The sequence below is a fragment of the Azoarcus olearius genome (genome assembly GCF_001682385.1).
Classification (GTDB): Bacteria; Pseudomonadota; Gammaproteobacteria; order Burkholderiales; family Rhodocyclaceae; genus Azoarcus; species Azoarcus olearius.
This window is the reverse complement of sequence record NZ_CP016210.1, coordinates 4,436,128-4,451,751: the sequence shown is the minus strand read 5'-3', so window position 1 is coordinate 4,451,751 and position 15,624 is coordinate 4,436,128. Positions and strand designations below refer to the sequence as shown.

Genomic DNA, 15,624 nt, shown 5'->3' with positions numbered 1-15,624 from the left:
GGAGAGGGCGGATTGCGCTTGCGACACGGTGCTCGGAAAAAAACCGCCGGCCACCGACGATGAAGCGGGCGACAGGCGGGGGATTGTAGCCAGGGGGCTTGTTGTTCGGATGTCATGCGCCGGAGGCCGGACCCGCGCTTTTGGTGGCGGGGCCTGCCCCTCCTGGGCCGGCGCGACTTGGAAGACGCGATTCTACCCGTCGGACCCGGACTTATCCACAGCGCCGGCCGCGCGGAAACCAAAAATTCTTATTGACAAACATGGAATTATCCAATTAAATCTCGCGTTTGACCTAACTGCAGGCAAGCCGAACATGAAACGCACTTACCAACCTTCCGTCGTCCGTCGCAAGCGCACCCATGGCTTCCTGGTCCGCATGAAGACCCGTGGCGGTCGTGCGGTGATCCGCGCCCGTCGTGCCAAGGGCCGTCATCGCCTCGCTGTCTGAGGTGACGGATCCCGCGGGTGCCGATGAGCGATTCCTTGGCGCCCACAGATTGCACAAAACGGATGAGTTTTCATCCGTTTTTGCTTTTCGGCGGGCCCTGCGTGGGCGCTACTTCATGCTGCACTATCGCCCCAACGCATTGACGACTGCCCGACTGGGTGTCGTGGTCGCCAAAAAGCTCGCCAAGCGGGCCAATGTGCGCAATCTCGTCAAGCGCATCGCCCGCGAGCGTTTTCGCCGTCAGCGCACCGTCCTGCCGGCTCACGATCTCATCGTCCGCCTGCATGCGCCCGTCACCGAGGCCAGCCGCGCGGCGCTGAACCAGGATCTCCTGCAGTTGTTCGGGCGCCTGCCACAGACATGAAAACCGTGCTGATCGTTCTGCTGCGTTTCTACCGCTACGCGATCAGCCCCATGCTGGGGCGGAACTGTCGTTTCCATCCCAGCTGTTCCGAATACGCCATCGAGGCGGTCCAACGCCATGGCGCCGTGCGCGGCGCCTGGCTGGCCGCCCGGCGGGTGGCGCGCTGCCATCCGTTCCATCCCGGCGGGTATGATCCCGTTCCCTGATCAACGACCGAATAGCGCGAGTTCCGATGGATCACCGTCGCCTGATACTTCTCATGGTTTTCACCCTTTCCCTGGTCATGCTGTGGGAAGGCTGGATCAAACACAACCGCCCGCCCGTAACCGAAACGCCGACTGCTGCCGCTCCTGAAGCCGCGACCGGCGCGGTGCCGACGCCGAGCGCCAGCCTGGGCGGTACCCCGGCCGTGCCGGCCGCTGCCGCGGCTTCCTCGGCGCCGCGGGTCAAGGTCGTTACCGACGTGCTGCAGGCCGAAGTGTCGGCCGAAGGTGGCAGCATCGTGCGGCTCGAACTCGAAAAGCACCGTGCCACCACCGACCGCAGCCGCGGTTTCCTGCTGCTGGACGACGGCGAACGCCACCTCTATGCGGCCGAGTCCGGCCTGATCGGCACCGGCCTGCCCACCCACCGCACCCGCTTTGCGCTGCCGGCTGGCGACCAGGTGCTGAAGGACGGCGAGGATCGTCTGGTGCTGCGCCTCGAAGCGCCCGAGCAGAATGGGGTCAAGGTCACCAAGGTGATGACCTTCCACCGTGGCAGCTACCTGGTGGACGTCAACTACGAAATCGCCAATGGCGGCGCTGAACCCGTCAAGGCGCACGCGTATTACCAGTTCACCCGCGACGGCAAGCCCGCCGAGCAGGTGGAAGCCTTTGGCGTGACCACCTTCACCGGCCCGGCGTACTACACCGACGCGGCGAAGTTCCAGAAGGTCAAGTTCTCCGATATCGACGAAGGCAAGGCCAAGTTCGCCAAGACCGCCAACGACGGCTGGGTGGCGATGGTGCAGCACTACTTCGTCGGTGCGTGGCTGCCGGAAGCGGGCGTGGAGCGCGAGTACTTCGCGCGCAAGGTAGGCGGCGATCTCTATTCGGCCGGCGCCATCGAGTCCGTGGCGGACGTGCAACCGGGTGCCACGGGCAACGCCCAGGCCCGCCTCTACGTCGGCCCGCAGGAGCAGGACAAGCTGGAGAACATCGCGCCGGGTCTCGATCTGGTGGTGGACTACGGTTGGCTGACCGTGATCGCGGCGCCGCTGTTCTGGGCGCTGTCGGCCCTGCACAAGCTCACCGGCAACTGGGGCTGGGCAATCATCCTGGTCACGGTGGCCCTGAAGGCGCTGTTCTTCCCGCTGTCGGCGGCCAGCTACAAGTCGATGGCCAAGATGCGCGTGCTGGGCCCGCGCCTGCAGCGCATGAAGGAGCTGTACGGCAACGACAAGGTCAAGATGCAGCAGGAGATGATGAATCTCTATCGCACCGAGAAGATCAATCCGCTCGGCGGCTGCCTGCCCATCCTCGTGCAGATCCCGGTGTTCATCGCGCTGTACTGGGTGCTGCTCGGCAGCGTCGAAATGCGTCAGGCGCCGTGGCTGGGCTGGATCCAGGATCTTTCGGCGAAGGACCCCTACTTCATTCTGCCGATCATCATGGGTGTTTCCATGCTGGTGCAGATGAAGCTCAATCCGACCCCGCCTGATCCGATCCAGGCGAAGGTGATGATGGCGATGCCGATCGTGTTCACCTTCATGTTCCTGTGGTTCCCGTCCGGTCTGGTGCTGTACTGGGTGGTGAACAACGTGCTGTCGATCGCCCAGCAGTGGCAGATCACTCGGATGATCGAGGGTGGCAAGCAAGGCGCCAAGACCGCCTGAGGCCATCGCCGCAATCGCAACGGCGCCGGGCCGCGGAGGCATCGGCGTCGTTCGCGTTTCGGGGGCGGGTCTCACCGGTTTCGCGCAGCAGTTGTGCGGGCGCGAGCCGCAGCCGCGTCTTGCGACGCTGGCGCGCTTTCGTGACGCTGACGGCGCCACGATAGACGAAGGCATCCTGCTCTACTTTCCGGCGCCGGCTTCCTTTACCGGAGAAGACGTCCTCGAGTTGCAGGGGCATGGCGGGCCGGTGGTCATGCAGATGCTGCTGGCGCGGTGCCTTGCCTTGGGTGCGCGACTGGCGGAGCCGGGCGAATTCACCCGTCGCGCCTTTCTCAACGGCAAGCTCGATCTGGCCCAGGCCGAAGCGGTCGCCGATCTGATCGAGGCCTCTACCGCCGCCGCGGCGCGGTCCGCGCTGCGCTCGCTGTCGGGTCAGTTCTCCGAGGAAGTGCTGCGTATCCGCGATGCGCTGATCGACCTGCGCATGCTGGTCGAGGCGACGATCGACTTCCCGGAGGAAGAGGTCGAGTTTCTCGACAAGGGGCGGGCGCTGCCCCGCCTTGCCGCCATCCGTACTCAACTCGACGCCCTGCTGGATCGCGCGCGCCAGGGCGCCTTGCTGCGTACCGGCATGAACGTGGTGCTGGTCGGCAGGCCCAATGTCGGCAAGTCCAGCCTGTTGAACCAGCTTGCCGGCGAGGATCGCGCGATCGTTACCGACGTTGCCGGGACCACCCGCGACGCCTTGCGCGAGGCGATCCAGATCGAGGGCATTCCGCTCCACGTCATCGACACCGCCGGTTTGCGGCAGACCAGCGATGTGGTCGAGCGTATCGGCATCGAGCGTACCTGGCGCGAGGTAGAGCGGGCGGATGTCGTTCTGAGGGTGATCGATTCTGAAGGCGCCGAGGAGGATGCACTGGAGGCTGAACTTGCCGCCCGTTGCCCTTCCGCCGCTGCACGTATCACCGTGGTGAACAAGATCGACCTGCTCGGCCTCGCGCCGGAGCGGACCGAGACGGCCGGCGCGGTGCGCTTGAGGCTGTCCGCGCGCAGCGGGGACGGCGTGGATCTGCTGCGCACCGAACTGTTGCGGGCCGCTGGTTGGCATGCGCATGGCGAAGACGTCGTGCTTGCGCGGGAACGTCACCTGCTTGCGCTGCGTGAGGCGTTGGATCATCTCGCCGCCGCGGAAGCCGCCGCCTCGGCCCTGGAACTCTTTGCTGAAGAGTTACGGCTGGCGCAGGAGGCGCTCGCCGGAATCACTGGCGAATTTTCCGCCGACGATCTGCTCGGCGAGATCTTCTCCCGCTTCTGTATCGGCAAATAAGCAGCGCCCGGTTTCGTCACCGGGTGGCCTGTTGTTTCACGTGAAACCGGACAGCTCCCATGGATGTGGATTTTCTTCTGATTGCACTCGGAGCCGCCGCGTTCTTTGCCGGCTTTGTGGATGCGATCGTTGGCGGCGGGGGGCTGATTCAGATTCCCGCGCTGTTTGCGGCTTTTCCCAACGCACTGCCGGCCACGCTGTTCGGCACCAACAAGCTCGCCAGCATCGTCGGAACGACGAGCGCCGCAGTCCAGTACGCCCGGCGGGTGGTGATCCCCTGGCGCGTCGCGGGGCCGGGTGCGGCAGCAGCGTTGATCGGTTCCTGGTATGGCGCCAAGGCGGTCGCCTACCTGCCCCCGGCGATGCTGCGCCCGCTGGTGCTCGTGCTGCTCGTCGTGGTCGCCGCCTACACGTTTGCCAAGAAGGAACTGGGGCAGGTTGCCCGCGAGCGCGAGCACCGGGTGGTTCCGCTTGCCGTTCTGATCGGAGGTGGCATCGGGTTCTACGACGGCTTCTTTGGTCCAGGGACGGGCAGCTTTCTGATCTTCCTGTTCATCCGGGTGCTGGGCATGGACTTCCTGCGCGCCTCGATGACTGCCAAGATCGTGAACGTCGCCACCAATCTCGCTGCGATCACCTTCTTCGCGCGCAACGTCGAGTTGTTCTGGGCGTTCGCCGCAGTGATGGCCGCGTGCAACTTGTGCGGCGCCATTGCCGGCTCGCGGCTCGCGCTCAAGCACGGCGCCGGCTTTGTCCGCAAGATGTTCCTCGCTGTCGTCAGCGTGCTGATACTCAAGCTCGCCTACGACGTGTTCCTTGCCTGACCGCTGGGTGTTTCACGTGAAACGAAAACGGCCTTCCTGCCTGATCAGTTCCGCGGTCCCGAGCGGGTCAAAACCTGAGACGGCCGTCGCTGCGCCGCTGGGTGCCGCGACCGACATGGTCCTGCGGCGCGCCGTCCTGCTGGACAAGGGCCGCTCTTCTCGCCAAAGCTACGAGGTGTGGGACACGCCCGATTTCGGCCGGGTTTACCTGCTGGACGGGCGTCTGATGGCGGCGGAGGCCGTTGCCAGCTACGGGCACGAGGCGCTTATCCACCCCGTAGCGCTTGCCCACCCGGAGCCGCGGACAGCGCTCGTGCTCGGGGGCGGTGATGGCGGCTCGGCGCGCGAGTTGATTCGTCATCCCTGCATCGAGGCGGTCACCGTGGTCGAACTCGACGACGCGGTTGTCGAGCTTGCGCGCCGCTATCTGCCGGCGATACACGACGGCGCCTTCGAAAACGGCCGGGTGCGTTTGACCATCGGCGACGCACACGCGCATGTGCTGGCGAACGCCGAATCAGTCGCCGGTGTGCGCTACGACCTCATCGTGTTCGACCTGACCGATCCAGACGGCACGGCCGCCGCCTTGCACGAAGCGTCCTTCTTTGCCGCGTGCAAGGCCTGTCTCCGCCCCGGCGGCGCGATCGTGGTTCAGCTGGGATCCCCCCACTACCACCGCTCGCAGGTGGTCGCGTTGGTGGCCCGGCTCGCGCAGTCCTTTGCCTGCGTGCGCCCCTATCTCGCCGACGTGCCGGTGTATGGCGGCGCCTGGGCCTTCGCGAGCGCGTCCGACGCGCTCGATCCTTCCGGGCTTGACCCCGTCGAGATCGAGCGGCGCGTCCGCGCGCGGGGTCTGGCAGTGCGCCACTACAATGGCAATCTCCATCGCGCACAGTTCGCGCTGCCGACTGATCTGCAGACGGCGCTTCGTGCCGCGCTTTCCAACCCGCAGTTCGACGGGCCAACGTGAAAAGACTCTCTTCATCCCGACCCCCCGCGTCAACGCAGCGCCGCAGCCCGGCCCCGCGCCCCTCCTCGCCCCGAACCGACCGCGCGGGCGCGATGCTCCCGCCCGACAGCCTGGCCTATGCGCTGCATCACGCGGCGGACCTCGTGGGCACGGTGCTCGAAGGCGGCAACCTCACCGCTGCGTTCGAAGCGCGCCTCGCCGATCATCCCGCCTGGCCGGACGCCACCCGCGGGGCGGTGCGCGATCTCGCGTGGTCCACGCTGCGCGAGTACGGGCGCGGTGATGTCGTGCTCGACCGCCTGCTGAAATCGCCGCCGCCCGCTTATATCCACGCGCTGTTGCTGGTTGCGCTCCATCGCCTGGAGCAACGGCCGGAACAGGCTCACACCGTCGTCGACCAGGCGGTAAGCGCCGCGGCTGCCGCAATGCCCGGCTTGAAGGGCATGGTAAACGGCGTGTTGCGCAACAGCCTGCGTCAGCACGAAGAGGTCGCCGCTTGGCGTTCGGCGAGCGAGGTCGCCCGCATGCGCCATCCCGCGTGGTGGATCGCCCGCCTGCGGCGCCAGTGGCCCGACGCTTGGCCGGCAGTGGCGGCTGCGGGCAACTTGCCGCCGCCGATGGCGCTGCGGGTGAATCGCCGCAAAGCCCGGCGCGACGACGTGCTCGCGGAACTGGCGTCGGCCGGGATCGGCGCCCGCCCCTGCGACGAAGACGGCGTGCTGCTCGACGTGCCGTGCGCAGTCGCCCGGTTGCCAGGCTTTGCCGAGGGGCGCGTTTCGGTACAGGACGCCGGCGCGCAGTATGCCGCCCGACTGCTCGATCTCCACGACGGCGATCGTGTTCTCGATGCGTGTGCGGCCCCGGGCGGCAAGGCCGCCCATCTGCTCGAGCGCGCCGATGTCCAGTTGCTTGCGCTCGAACTCGCCCCCGAACGCGCGGCCCGTATCGGCGCCAACCTCCAGCGCCTGGGCCTTGAGGCCAGCGTGAAGGTGGGCGACTGCCGCGCCGTCGATAGCTGGTGGGACGGCACACCGTTCGATCGCATCCTGGCCGACGTACCTTGCTCCGCCTCTGGCGTGGTGCGGCGTCATCCCGACATCAAATGGCTGCGCCGGGACGAGGACATTGCGGGGTTCGCCGCTCAGCAGGCGGAAATCCTGGATGCGCTTTGGCGCACGCTGCGCCCGGGTGGCACAATGCTTTATGCCACCTGCTCGGTGTTCGAGGAGGAGAATGCGGGCCAGGTCGCCGCGTTTCTCGCCCGCCACGCCGATGCGCTTTCCGTGTCGATCGACGGCCAGCCCCATCTATGCCTGCTTCCCGATGCCGACCATGATGGCTTCTTCTACGCGCTTCTTCGCAAAGCTGCCTGAGCGCCTGCGCGTCGCGTGCGCGACCGTGCTGCTGGCCTTGCTTGCGGCGAGCGCACAGGCCGACGACGTCGAGGTGGAGCAGGCCGAAATCGTCGCCGGCGATGCGGGCGGCTACGTATTGAATGCGGACATCCGGGTCGATCTCAACCCCCGTCTGGTCGACGCCATCATGCATGGGGTGGCGCTGTACTTCGTCACCGAGGTCATTGTCGAACGGCCGCGCTGGTACTGGTTGAACGACGTCGTGGTGAACCGCAGCCTCAACTACCGTCTGTCGTATCAGGCGATCACCCGCAGCTACCGCCTTTCGATCGGCAGCCTGCACCAGAACTTCGACAACCTCGAGGCGGCGCTGCGGACGATGCAGCGTATCCGCAACTGGCAGATCGCCGGCAATGAGGACTTGCGCCCCGGCGTATCGCACGAGGTGTCGCTGCGCTTCAGGCTCGATACCGCCCAGCTGCCCAAACCCTTCCAGGTCACCGCCATCGGTAGCCGCGACTGGAATCTCGGTACCGACTGGCAACGGTGGACCTTCCTGCCGGGAGCGGCGGCCTCGCGATGAAACGCATTGCCCTGATCGTCATTGCCGCGATTGCCGGCATCTCGCTGTTCCTGCTGACCACGGCCAGTTCCAACACCGGTCTGCTGGCGGGCAGCTACCCCTACCTGCTCGCCATCAACGGCGCGGTCGCGGTGGCGCTTGCGGGGCTGGTGGCGGTGCAGCTGCGGGACCTCTGGCGCGAGTACAAGGCGCGCCAGTTCGGTTCGCGCATGAAGTACCGGCTGATGCTGATGTTCGCGTTGATGGCCCTGGTGCCCGGTGTCGTGATCTACGCGGTGTCGCTGCAGTTCGTCGTGCGCAGCATCGAATCCTGGTTCGACGTCCGGGTGGATTCGGCGCTGGAAGGCGGCATCGCGCTCGGACAGAACGCGCTCGACTACCTCGTGGGGCAGGTGGATGCGAAAGCCCAGGACATGGCGCTCGATCTGGAGGTCGAGGGCACGGTGACCCCCGCGCGGCTCAACCGTCTGCGCGAAACCGCCGGGGTGGCGAGCGCCACCGTGCTGTCGCCGGCGGGGCAGATGGTGGCCACCGCCTCGGACGGCGTGGGCGACTGGATTCCGGAGCTGCCCAGCGTGGCGCAGCTGCGCCAGGCCCGCCAAAGCCGCAGCCTGCATCTGGTGGACAGCCATCCGGACGGCCAGCTGCTGATCCGCGTGATCGTCCCGATCGCAAGCCGCTCGCTCGCCGCCGAACCGAATCTCCTGCAACTCACCCAGGGCGTACCCGAAACCTTCTCGCGTCACGCCGAAGCGGTGCAGGAGGCCTATCGCGACTACCAGGAACTCACGCTCGCGCGCACCGGCCTGAACCGCATCTACACGCTGACGCTGACGCTGACCCTGCTGCTTGCGCTGCTGACGGCAGTGGCGGTGGCCTTCGTGCTGGCACGCCGGCTGGCGGCGCCCTTGCTGATCCTCGCCGAGGGCACCCAGGCGGTGGCGCAGGGCGACTACAGCCCCCGCCAGGCCCTGCCCGCCCGCGACGAACTGGGGGTGCTGACCCAGTCCTTCAACCAAATGACGCGCCAGCTCGAAGACGCCCGCGCCGCGGCGGACCGCAACCGCGCCGCGGTGGAGTCCGCCCGCGCCTACCTGGAAAGCGTGCTGGCCAACCTGTCCACTGGCGTGCTCGCGTTCGCGCCCGACGGCACCTTGCGTGCTGCCAATCACGGCGCGATGACCATCCTCGGTGACGATCTGCTCGGCTTCGAAGATATCGCGCTCGCCGCGTGGCCGCGCCACACCCACTTTCGCGATGCACTGCTGGAAGGGTTCGCGGCGCACGAAGGCGACTGGCACGAGCAGATCGAACTGCCGGTCAAGGACAGTTCGCCGCTGACGCTGCTGATCCACGGCTCGCGCCTTCCGCAGGCCACCGGGGGCGGGCTGGTGGTGGTGTTCGACGACATCACCCGCCTGATCGCCGCGCAGCGCGACGCCGCGTGGGCCGAGGTGGCGCGGCGGCTCGCGCACGAGATCAAGAATCCGCTGACGCCGATCCAGCTGTCGGCCGAGCGCCTCGCCTTCAAGCTCGCCGATCAGCTCGATGGCGACGGACGCGAGATGCTCGAACGCTCCACGCGGACCATCGTCAACCAGGTCGAATCCATGAAGAACCTGGTCAACGCTTTCCGCGACTATGCCCGGCTGCCGGCGCCGGTGCTGACCACGCTGGATCTCAATGCCTTGATCCGGGAAGTGCTGACCCTGTACGAAAGTGCGGCGGTGCTGATCCGCTTCGAGCAGTCCGCCGATCTGCCGCCGGTGCTCGGCGACGCGTCGCAGATCCGCCAGGTCATCCACAACATGCTGCAGAATGCCCAGGATGCGCTCGGTGGCCAGGAGCAGGGCACGATCAACGTCGTCACGCGGCGCGACGGCGAGCGCGCGCTGCTACTGTTCCGCGACAACGGCCCGGGTTTTCCGCCCGAGGTCCTGGCGCGGGCCTTTGAACCCTATTTCACCACCAAGACGCGCGGCACCGGTCTGGGCCTCGCGATGGTGAAGAAAATCATCGATGAACACGGTGGCGACGTGCGCGTCGCCAACCGCGACAGCGGCGGCGCGGAAGTCCGTATCCGCCTGCGTTTCGCGACCCCCGGCAGTGAAGTCTGAACAATGGCAAATATTCTGATCGTCGACGACGAAGTCGGCATCCGCGAACTCCTCTCCGAGATCCTGCGCGACGAGGGCCACGATGTGAAGCTGGCCGAAAACGCCGCGGCGGCCCGCGCCGCGCGCAACGCGGGCCGGCCCGACATGGTGCTGCTCGACATCTGGATGCCGGATACCGACGGCATCACGCTGCTCAAGGAGTGGTCAGCCAATGGCCAGCTGACGATGCCGGTGGTCATGATGTCGGGCCACGGCACCATCGACACCGCGGTGGAGGCGACGCGGATCGGCGCCATCGACTACCTCGAGAAGCCGATCGCGCTGCAGAAGCTGCTGTCCGCGGTCAAGCGCGGACTGCAGCGTCCACCGGCGGCGGGCACGCCCACGCCACTGACGCTGGCCGCCTTCTCGCGCTCGCTGCCGCTGCGCGAACTGCGCCGCCGGGTGGAGCAGATCGTCGAGAATTCGCGCGTGCTGCTGCTGCGCGTTGGCCACGGCAGCCTCGCCGAACTGGTGGCGCGCAGCGTGCAGGCCGCGGGCGCGCCCTGGCTGGATCTGGGGGCGGCGAGCGCCCCGGTCGATATCGGCCAGCTGCAGGCGCTGCAGGGCGGGGTGTTGTTCGCCGGTGAGCTGGCCCGCCTGTCGCGCAGCCAGCAGAAGAACCTCGCGTTCGCCATCGACCGCCTCGACAGATATGACCTTCGCATTGTCGTGGCCACCGATCGCGGGGTGGACGCGCTACTTGCCGACGGCTGGGACGAATCCCTGCTCAGCCGGCTGTTCGAGGTCAGTCTGGCGCCGCCCTCGATCACCGACGTCAAGGACGACCTGCCGGAACTCGCGAGCCAGATCCTGCTGCACCTGGTGGAAGGCGGCGAGGTGCCGTTGCGGCGCTTCTCGTCGGCGGCCCTCAACCAGCTGCGGACCCAGGCCTGGCCCGGCGGCTATGCCGAGCTGCGGGCCGCGGTGAAGTCGCTCGCGCTGGGCACGCTGGAGGACGAGATCGCGCTCGCCGACGTGCGTCGCCTGCTGCAGCCGCCGGCCGACGCCGCGGTCAGCGGCATTTCGCTCGACCAGCCGCTGCGCGAGGCGCGCGAGGCCTTCGAGCGCATGTACTTCGAGTACCACCTGCGGCTGGAGAGCGGCAACATGACCCGGCTGGCGGAGAAGACCGGCCTGGAGCGGACCCACCTCTATCGCAAACTCAAGCAATTGGGCCTGCAGGCGGGCAGGCGTCACGAAGAGGCCTGAAGCCACGGTGCCGGCACGGTATCGCCGGCCTACCCGCGCAGCGTAGAATCGCGGTCCCAAATTTCAAGCGGGGTGGTCGCGCGTGAAGATCATCATCCTCGGCGCCGGGCAGGTCGGCGCTTCGGTGGCGGAAAATCTCGTCTCCGAAGCCAACGACATCACTCTGGTCGACACCAACGCCGACCAGCTCGCCAGCCTGCGTGAACGGCTCGAAATCCGCACCGTGTGCGGCAACGCCGCCTCACCCTCGGTACTGCGCGACGCCGGCGCCGACGACGCCGACCTGCTGATCGCGGTCACCCAGTCCGACCAGACCAATCTGTGCGCCTGCCGGGTCGCGAAAGCGCTGTTCAATCTGCCGACGCGCATCGCCCGGTTGCGCTCGACCGATTACGTCGATCACCCGGAACTCCTCAATGACGAAAACTTCGCGGTGGACTTTTCCATCTGTCCGGAGCAGATCGTCACCGACTACATCAAGCGCCTGATCGCCTTTCCGGAGGCGCTACAGGTGCTGGAGTTTGCCGACGGCGTCGTCAGCCTGATCGGTGTGCGCGCCTTCGAAGGCGGCCCGTTGGTCGGCCACCCGCTGAAGGCGCTGCGCTTCCACCTGCCCAATGTCGAGGTCCGGATCGCCGCCATCTACCGCAACGGCGAGCCGATCATCCCGGAAGGCGACACCGTGATCGTGCCGGGGGACGAGGTGTTCTGCCTCGCGGCGAGCGTGCATATCCGCCAGGTGATGCGCGAACTGCGGCGCACCGACAGGCCGATGCGGCGGGTCATGATCGCGGGCGGCGGCAACATCGGCCTGCGTCTCGCGCGCAGCATCGAGCGCGACTACCACGTCAAGCTCCTCGAAGTGGACAAGCGCCGGGCCGAAACGCTGGCGACCCAGTTGAGCAACGCGCTGGTGCTGAGCGGCGACACCACCGACGAGAAGCTGCTCGAGAACGAAGGCATCGACGAGATGGACCTGTTCGTCGCGCTGACCAACGACGAGGAAGACAACATCATGTCGGCCTCGCTCGCCAAACGCATGGGCGCGCGCCGCACGCTGGCGCTGATCAACCGCAAGAGCTACGTGGACCTGGTGCAGGGCGGGCCGATCGACATCGCCATTTCGCCGGCCCACACCTCCATCGGTTCGCTGCTTGCCCATGTGCGCCGGGGCGACGTGGTGGCGGTGCACAGCCTGCGCCGCGGTGCGGCCGAAGCGCTGGAGATCATCGCCCACGGCTCGCCCAAGGATTCGAAGGTGGTCGGCCGTCGGATCGAGGAAATCGCCCTGCCGAAGGGCGCCACCATCGGCGCCATCGTGCGCGAGGAAAAGCGCGCCGACGGCAAGCTGTTGCGCCGCGTAGTGATCATTCCGCACCACGACACCCTGGTGGAACGCGAAGACCACGTGATCGTGTTCTGTACCCACAAGAACCTGGTGCGCAAGGTGGAAAAGCTGTTCCAGGTCGGATTCACTTTCCTGTGATGCGCGGCGCCAACGCGCGGGCCTATTTCCCCGCTTTCAACGCCCTGGGCCTGATCATCATGATCTTCGGCCTGCTGATGGTTTTTCCGCTGGCGGTCGCCTGGGCCTTGGGCGACGGCGCGGAAATGGCATTCGATCAGGCCATCCTCGTCACCTTCTTCGCCGGCCTGCTGCTGTGGGCCGCCACCCGCAGCCGGCGCCGCGACCTGCGGGTGCACGACGGCTTCCTGCTCGTGGCCGCGACCTGGGTGATCCTGCCGGTATTCGGCGCGCTGCCGCTGATGGCCTTCCTGCCCGAGCTGACGCCCACCGACGCCTACTTCGAAGCGGTATCCGGCCTCACCGCCACCGGCGGCACCGTGCTCACCGGGCTCGACCGGCTGCCGACTTCGATCAACCTGTGGCGGACCTTCATGCACTGGATAGGCGGCATGGGGGTGATCGTGCTGGTGGTCGCAATCCTGCCGCTGCTCGGCATCGGCGGCCGCCAGCTGTTCAAGGCCGAGGTGCCGACGCCGATGAAGGAAACCAGCCTGACGCCGCGCATCGCCGAAACCGCGAAGGGGCTGTGGCTTACCTACATCCTGCTGACCATCGCTTGCGGTTTCAGCCTGTGGCTGGCGGGGCTGGAAGGCTGGGACGCGGTGATCCACGCATTTTCGGTCACCGGGCTGGGAGGTTTTTCCAGCCGCGACGAATCGCTCGGCTATTTCGGCAACGTCGCGGTCGAGGGCGTGGCGATGGTGTTCGCGCTCGCGTCCGCGCTCAACTTCTCGACCCACTACCTGGCGCTGTCGCGACGTTCGTTTGCGCCCTACCTGCGCGACCCGGAGATTCCCTTCTTCTTCGCCGTGCTGTTGTTCAGCATCGCGCTGCTCACCGTCTACCTGCAGCAGTTCGAGGCCCACGCCGACCTGTTCTCGACAGTGCGCTATGTCGCGTTCCACGTGGTGTCGATCTCCACCTCGCTCGGCCTGGCCACCTACGACTACACGATGTGGCCGATGTTCGCGCAGATCTGGGTCCTGTTCCTCGGCAGCTTCATGGCCTGTTCGGGGTCCGCCGGCGGCGGCATCAAGATGATGCGGGCGATCATCCTTTACAAGCAGGTGCTGCGCGAAATCATCCGCTCGCTCCACCCCAACGCGGTTCGGCCGGTGCGGCTGGGCAGCCAACCCGTCAGCGAGGGCACGCTGCACGCGGTGCTCGGGTTCAGCTTCATCTACATGGTCACCATCGTCACGCTGACGCTGGTGCTGTCGGCGTCCGGGGTAGAGCTGATCACCGCGTTTTCGGCGGTGGTCGCCTGCCTCAACAACACCGGCCCCGGCCTGGACGCGGTGGGGCCGGCGTCCAACTACCAGGGGCTCAGTGATTTCCAGACCTGGGTGTTGTCCTTCACGATGATCCTCGGCCGTCTCGAAATCTTCACCTTCCTCGTCGTCCTCACGCCGACCTTCTGGCGGCGTTGAGCCGGTGCGGCGCGCGACGCAGGCGCGCCCCCGGATATCGGCGATAATCGACGTTTATCCGCATCAGCCGGACGAGAGGACCGCGACGTGAGCCGCCTGAAAAACGACACCTTCCTGCGTGCGCTGCTGCGCCAGCCCACCGAATACACCCCCGTCTGGCTGATGCGCCAGGCGGGACGCTACCTGCCGGAATACTGCGAAACGCGCAAACGCGCGGGCAGCTTCCTCAACCTGTGCAAGAGCCCCGCGCTCGCCTGCGAGGTGACGCTGCAGCCGCTGGCGCGCTACGACCTCGACGCCGCCATCCTGTTCTCGGACATCCTAACGGTGCCGGACGCGATGGGGCTGGGCCTGTATTTCGCCGAAGGCGAGGGCCCGCGCTTCGAGCGTCCGCTGCGCGACGAATGGGAGATCCGCAACCTGTCGGTGCCGGACCCCCACGCCGAGCTGCAGTACGTGATGGACGCGGTGTCCGAGATCCGTCGCGCGCTCGACGGCAGCGTGCCGCTGATCGGCTTCTCGGGCAGCCCGTGGACGCTGGCCTGCTACATGGTGGAAGGCGGCTCGTCGGACGACTATCGCCGCATCAAGACCATGGCCTACAGCCGGCCCGACCTGCTGCACCACATCCTCGGCGTCACCGCCGACGCGGTCGTGCAGTACCTGAACGCGCAGATCGAGGCCGGCGCGCAGGCCGTGATGGTGTTCGATTCCTGGGGCGGCGTACTCGCCGAAGCCGCTTACCGCGAGTTTTCGCTGCGCTACCTGCAGCGCGTGGTGGATGGGCTGATCCGCGAGCGCGAAGGGCAGCGCGTGCCCAGCATCGTGTTCACCAAGGGTGGCGGCATCTGGCTCGAGTCCATCGCCGCGATCGGCAGTGACGCGGTCGGACTCGACTGGACCATGGACATCGGCCGCGCCCGTGCGCTGGTGGGCCAGCGCGTGGCCTTGCAGGGCAACCTCGACCCCTCGATCCTGTTTGCCCCGCCCGAGGCGGTGGCGGCCGAGGCGCGTCGCGTGCTCGACGCCTACGGCCCCCACCCGGGCCACGTCTTCAATCTGGGCCACGGCATCTCCCAGTTCACCCCGCCCGAAAACGTCTCGGTGCTGGTGGATACGGTGCATGACCATAGTCGTAAGCTGCGGGCCGCGGTTGGCGGATAAGTGACAAATCGCCGGAAGGCCGCCTGAAGGTGGCATTTCCGGCGTCTGTCAAGCGGGATAGTGCTATTTCCTGCTTGACTTATACACATCCACAGCAATGTGTCAGGCCCGACGCACAGACTTGGTGCGTTATTCGATGTTTTTTCAAGACATTGAAAATAAAGCAAAAAATTTTTGCGTAATGTTAAGGCAAAGTGACGGAAAGGCTTGTGGGGCCTAGGTTTTCGTCGGATTCACCCAGCTTTCCCACAAAGTTATCCACAGGTTTTGTGGACAAGCCGGGGCCCGTCGCACGGCCAGATATTTAGCGCCGCTATGCACAGCTGTTTCTCAGCTAAGTTTCATATCTATTTGATTTTTATAGGTTGTTGTAGAAACAACATT

At 66.4% G+C, this 15,624-nt stretch carries 14 protein-coding genes; all 14 read left to right on the top strand.

Going from position 1 to position 15,624, the window contains the following annotated elements:
- Positions 1 to 313: 313 nt before the first annotated feature.
- Complete coding sequence (gene rpmH, locus dqs_RS20600) at positions 314 to 448, top strand: 50S ribosomal protein L34 (protein WP_002926183.1); 135 nt, start codon at positions 314 to 316, stop codon at positions 446 to 448.
- Positions 449 to 545: 97 nt separating this feature from the next.
- Entirely contained in the window at positions 546 to 812 is a 267-nt protein-coding gene (gene rnpA, locus dqs_RS20355; protein WP_041644152.1) for a ribonuclease P protein component, read from the top strand.
- Positions 809 to 1,018, top strand: a complete 210-nt coding sequence (yidD, locus tag dqs_RS20350) for a membrane protein insertion efficiency factor YidD (RefSeq protein ID WP_011767712.1) — start codon at positions 809 to 811, stop codon at positions 1,016 to 1,018. Before rnpA ends, yidD begins: the two co-directional genes overlap by 4 nt.
- 26 nt (positions 1,019 to 1,044) lie before the next feature.
- The gene (yidC, locus tag dqs_RS20345) at positions 1,045 to 2,688 is read left to right on the top strand and encodes a membrane protein insertase YidC (protein ID WP_041642917.1); all 1,644 of its coding nucleotides are present in this window, start codon (positions 1,045 to 1,047) and stop codon (positions 2,686 to 2,688) included.
- A complete protein-coding gene (mnmE, locus tag dqs_RS20340) occupies positions 2,660 to 4,018 on the top strand; it encodes a tRNA uridine-5-carboxymethylaminomethyl(34) synthesis GTPase MnmE (RefSeq protein WP_011767710.1) in 1,359 nt (452 codons plus the stop codon). Before yidC ends, mnmE begins: the two co-directional genes overlap by 29 nt.
- 59 nt (positions 4,019 to 4,077) lie before the next feature.
- Positions 4,078 to 4,842 (top strand): TSUP family transporter, encoded by a 765-nt coding sequence (locus dqs_RS20335; protein WP_065341572.1) that lies wholly within the window; start codon positions 4,078 to 4,080, stop codon positions 4,840 to 4,842.
- Positions 4,835 to 5,812, top strand: a complete 978-nt coding sequence (gene speE, locus dqs_RS20330; protein ID WP_157108232.1) for a polyamine aminopropyltransferase — start codon at positions 4,835 to 4,837, stop codon at positions 5,810 to 5,812. The genes dqs_RS20335 and speE overlap by 8 nt, the downstream gene beginning before the upstream one ends.
- Positions 5,813 to 5,904: 92 nt before the next feature.
- Positions 5,905 to 7,185, top strand: coding sequence for a 16S rRNA (cytosine(967)-C(5))-methyltransferase RsmB (rsmB, locus tag dqs_RS20325; RefSeq protein WP_065341570.1), 1,281 nt, complete (start codon positions 5,905 to 5,907; stop codon positions 7,183 to 7,185).
- Positions 7,136 to 7,750 carry a DUF4390 domain-containing protein gene (locus dqs_RS20320; RefSeq protein ID WP_041642914.1) on the top strand — a complete coding sequence of 205 codons (615 nt, stop codon included), beginning with the start codon at positions 7,136 to 7,138 and terminating at the stop codon, positions 7,748 to 7,750. Before rsmB ends, dqs_RS20320 begins: the two co-directional genes overlap by 50 nt.
- On the top strand, positions 7,747 to 9,867 hold the full coding sequence (locus tag dqs_RS20315) for a sensor histidine kinase (protein ID WP_065341569.1): 2,121 nt from the start codon (positions 7,747 to 7,749) through the stop codon (positions 9,865 to 9,867). The genes dqs_RS20320 and dqs_RS20315 overlap by 4 nt, the downstream gene beginning before the upstream one ends.
- A 3-nt stretch (positions 9,868 to 9,870) precedes the next feature.
- Complete coding sequence (locus tag dqs_RS20310; RefSeq protein WP_065341568.1) at positions 9,871 to 11,118, top strand: sigma-54-dependent transcriptional regulator; 1,248 nt, start codon at positions 9,871 to 9,873, stop codon at positions 11,116 to 11,118.
- Between the two features lie 82 nt (positions 11,119 to 11,200).
- Positions 11,201 to 12,604: a Trk system potassium transporter TrkA gene (gene trkA, locus dqs_RS20305; RefSeq protein WP_011767703.1), complete on the top strand. Its 1,404-nt coding sequence runs from the start codon at positions 11,201 to 11,203 to the stop codon at positions 12,602 to 12,604.
- Positions 12,604 to 14,076 (top strand): TrkH family potassium uptake protein, encoded by a 1,473-nt coding sequence (locus tag dqs_RS20300; protein ID WP_011767702.1) that lies wholly within the window; start codon positions 12,604 to 12,606, stop codon positions 14,074 to 14,076. The genes trkA and dqs_RS20300 overlap by 1 nt, the downstream gene beginning before the upstream one ends.
- 87 nt (positions 14,077 to 14,163) lie before the next feature.
- On the top strand, positions 14,164 to 15,240 hold the full coding sequence (gene hemE / locus dqs_RS20295) for a uroporphyrinogen decarboxylase (protein ID WP_011767701.1): 1,077 nt from the start codon (positions 14,164 to 14,166) through the stop codon (positions 15,238 to 15,240).
- Positions 15,241 to 15,624 lie beyond the last annotated feature (384 nt).

Bases quoted from the DNA above. Each gene is read 5' to 3' on its own strand.
- dqs_RS20310 (WP_065341568.1), top strand. From the start codon at position 9,871: ATGGCAAATATTCTGATCGTCGACGACGAAGTCGGCATCCGCGAACTC.
- rsmB (WP_065341570.1), top strand. From the start codon at position 5,905: ATGCTCCCGCCCGACAGCCTGGCCTATGCGCTGCATCACGCGGCGGAC.
- yidD (WP_011767712.1), top strand. From the start codon at position 809: ATGAAAACCGTGCTGATCGTTCTGCTGCGTTTCTACCGCTACGCGATC.
- rpmH (WP_002926183.1), top strand. From the start codon at position 314: ATGAAACGCACTTACCAACCTTCCGTCGTCCGTCGCAAGCGCACCCAT.
- yidC (WP_041642917.1), top strand. From the start codon at position 1,045: ATGGATCACCGTCGCCTGATACTTCTCATGGTTTTCACCCTTTCCCTG.
- dqs_RS20320 (WP_041642914.1), top strand. From the start codon at position 7,136: ATGCCGACCATGATGGCTTCTTCTACGCGCTTCTTCGCAAAGCTGCCT.
- dqs_RS20300 (WP_011767702.1), top strand. From the start codon at position 12,604: ATGCGCGGCGCCAACGCGCGGGCCTATTTCCCCGCTTTCAACGCCCTG.
- dqs_RS20315 (WP_065341569.1), top strand. From the start codon at position 7,747: ATGAAACGCATTGCCCTGATCGTCATTGCCGCGATTGCCGGCATCTCG.
- dqs_RS20335 (WP_065341572.1), top strand. From the start codon at position 4,078: ATGGATGTGGATTTTCTTCTGATTGCACTCGGAGCCGCCGCGTTCTTT.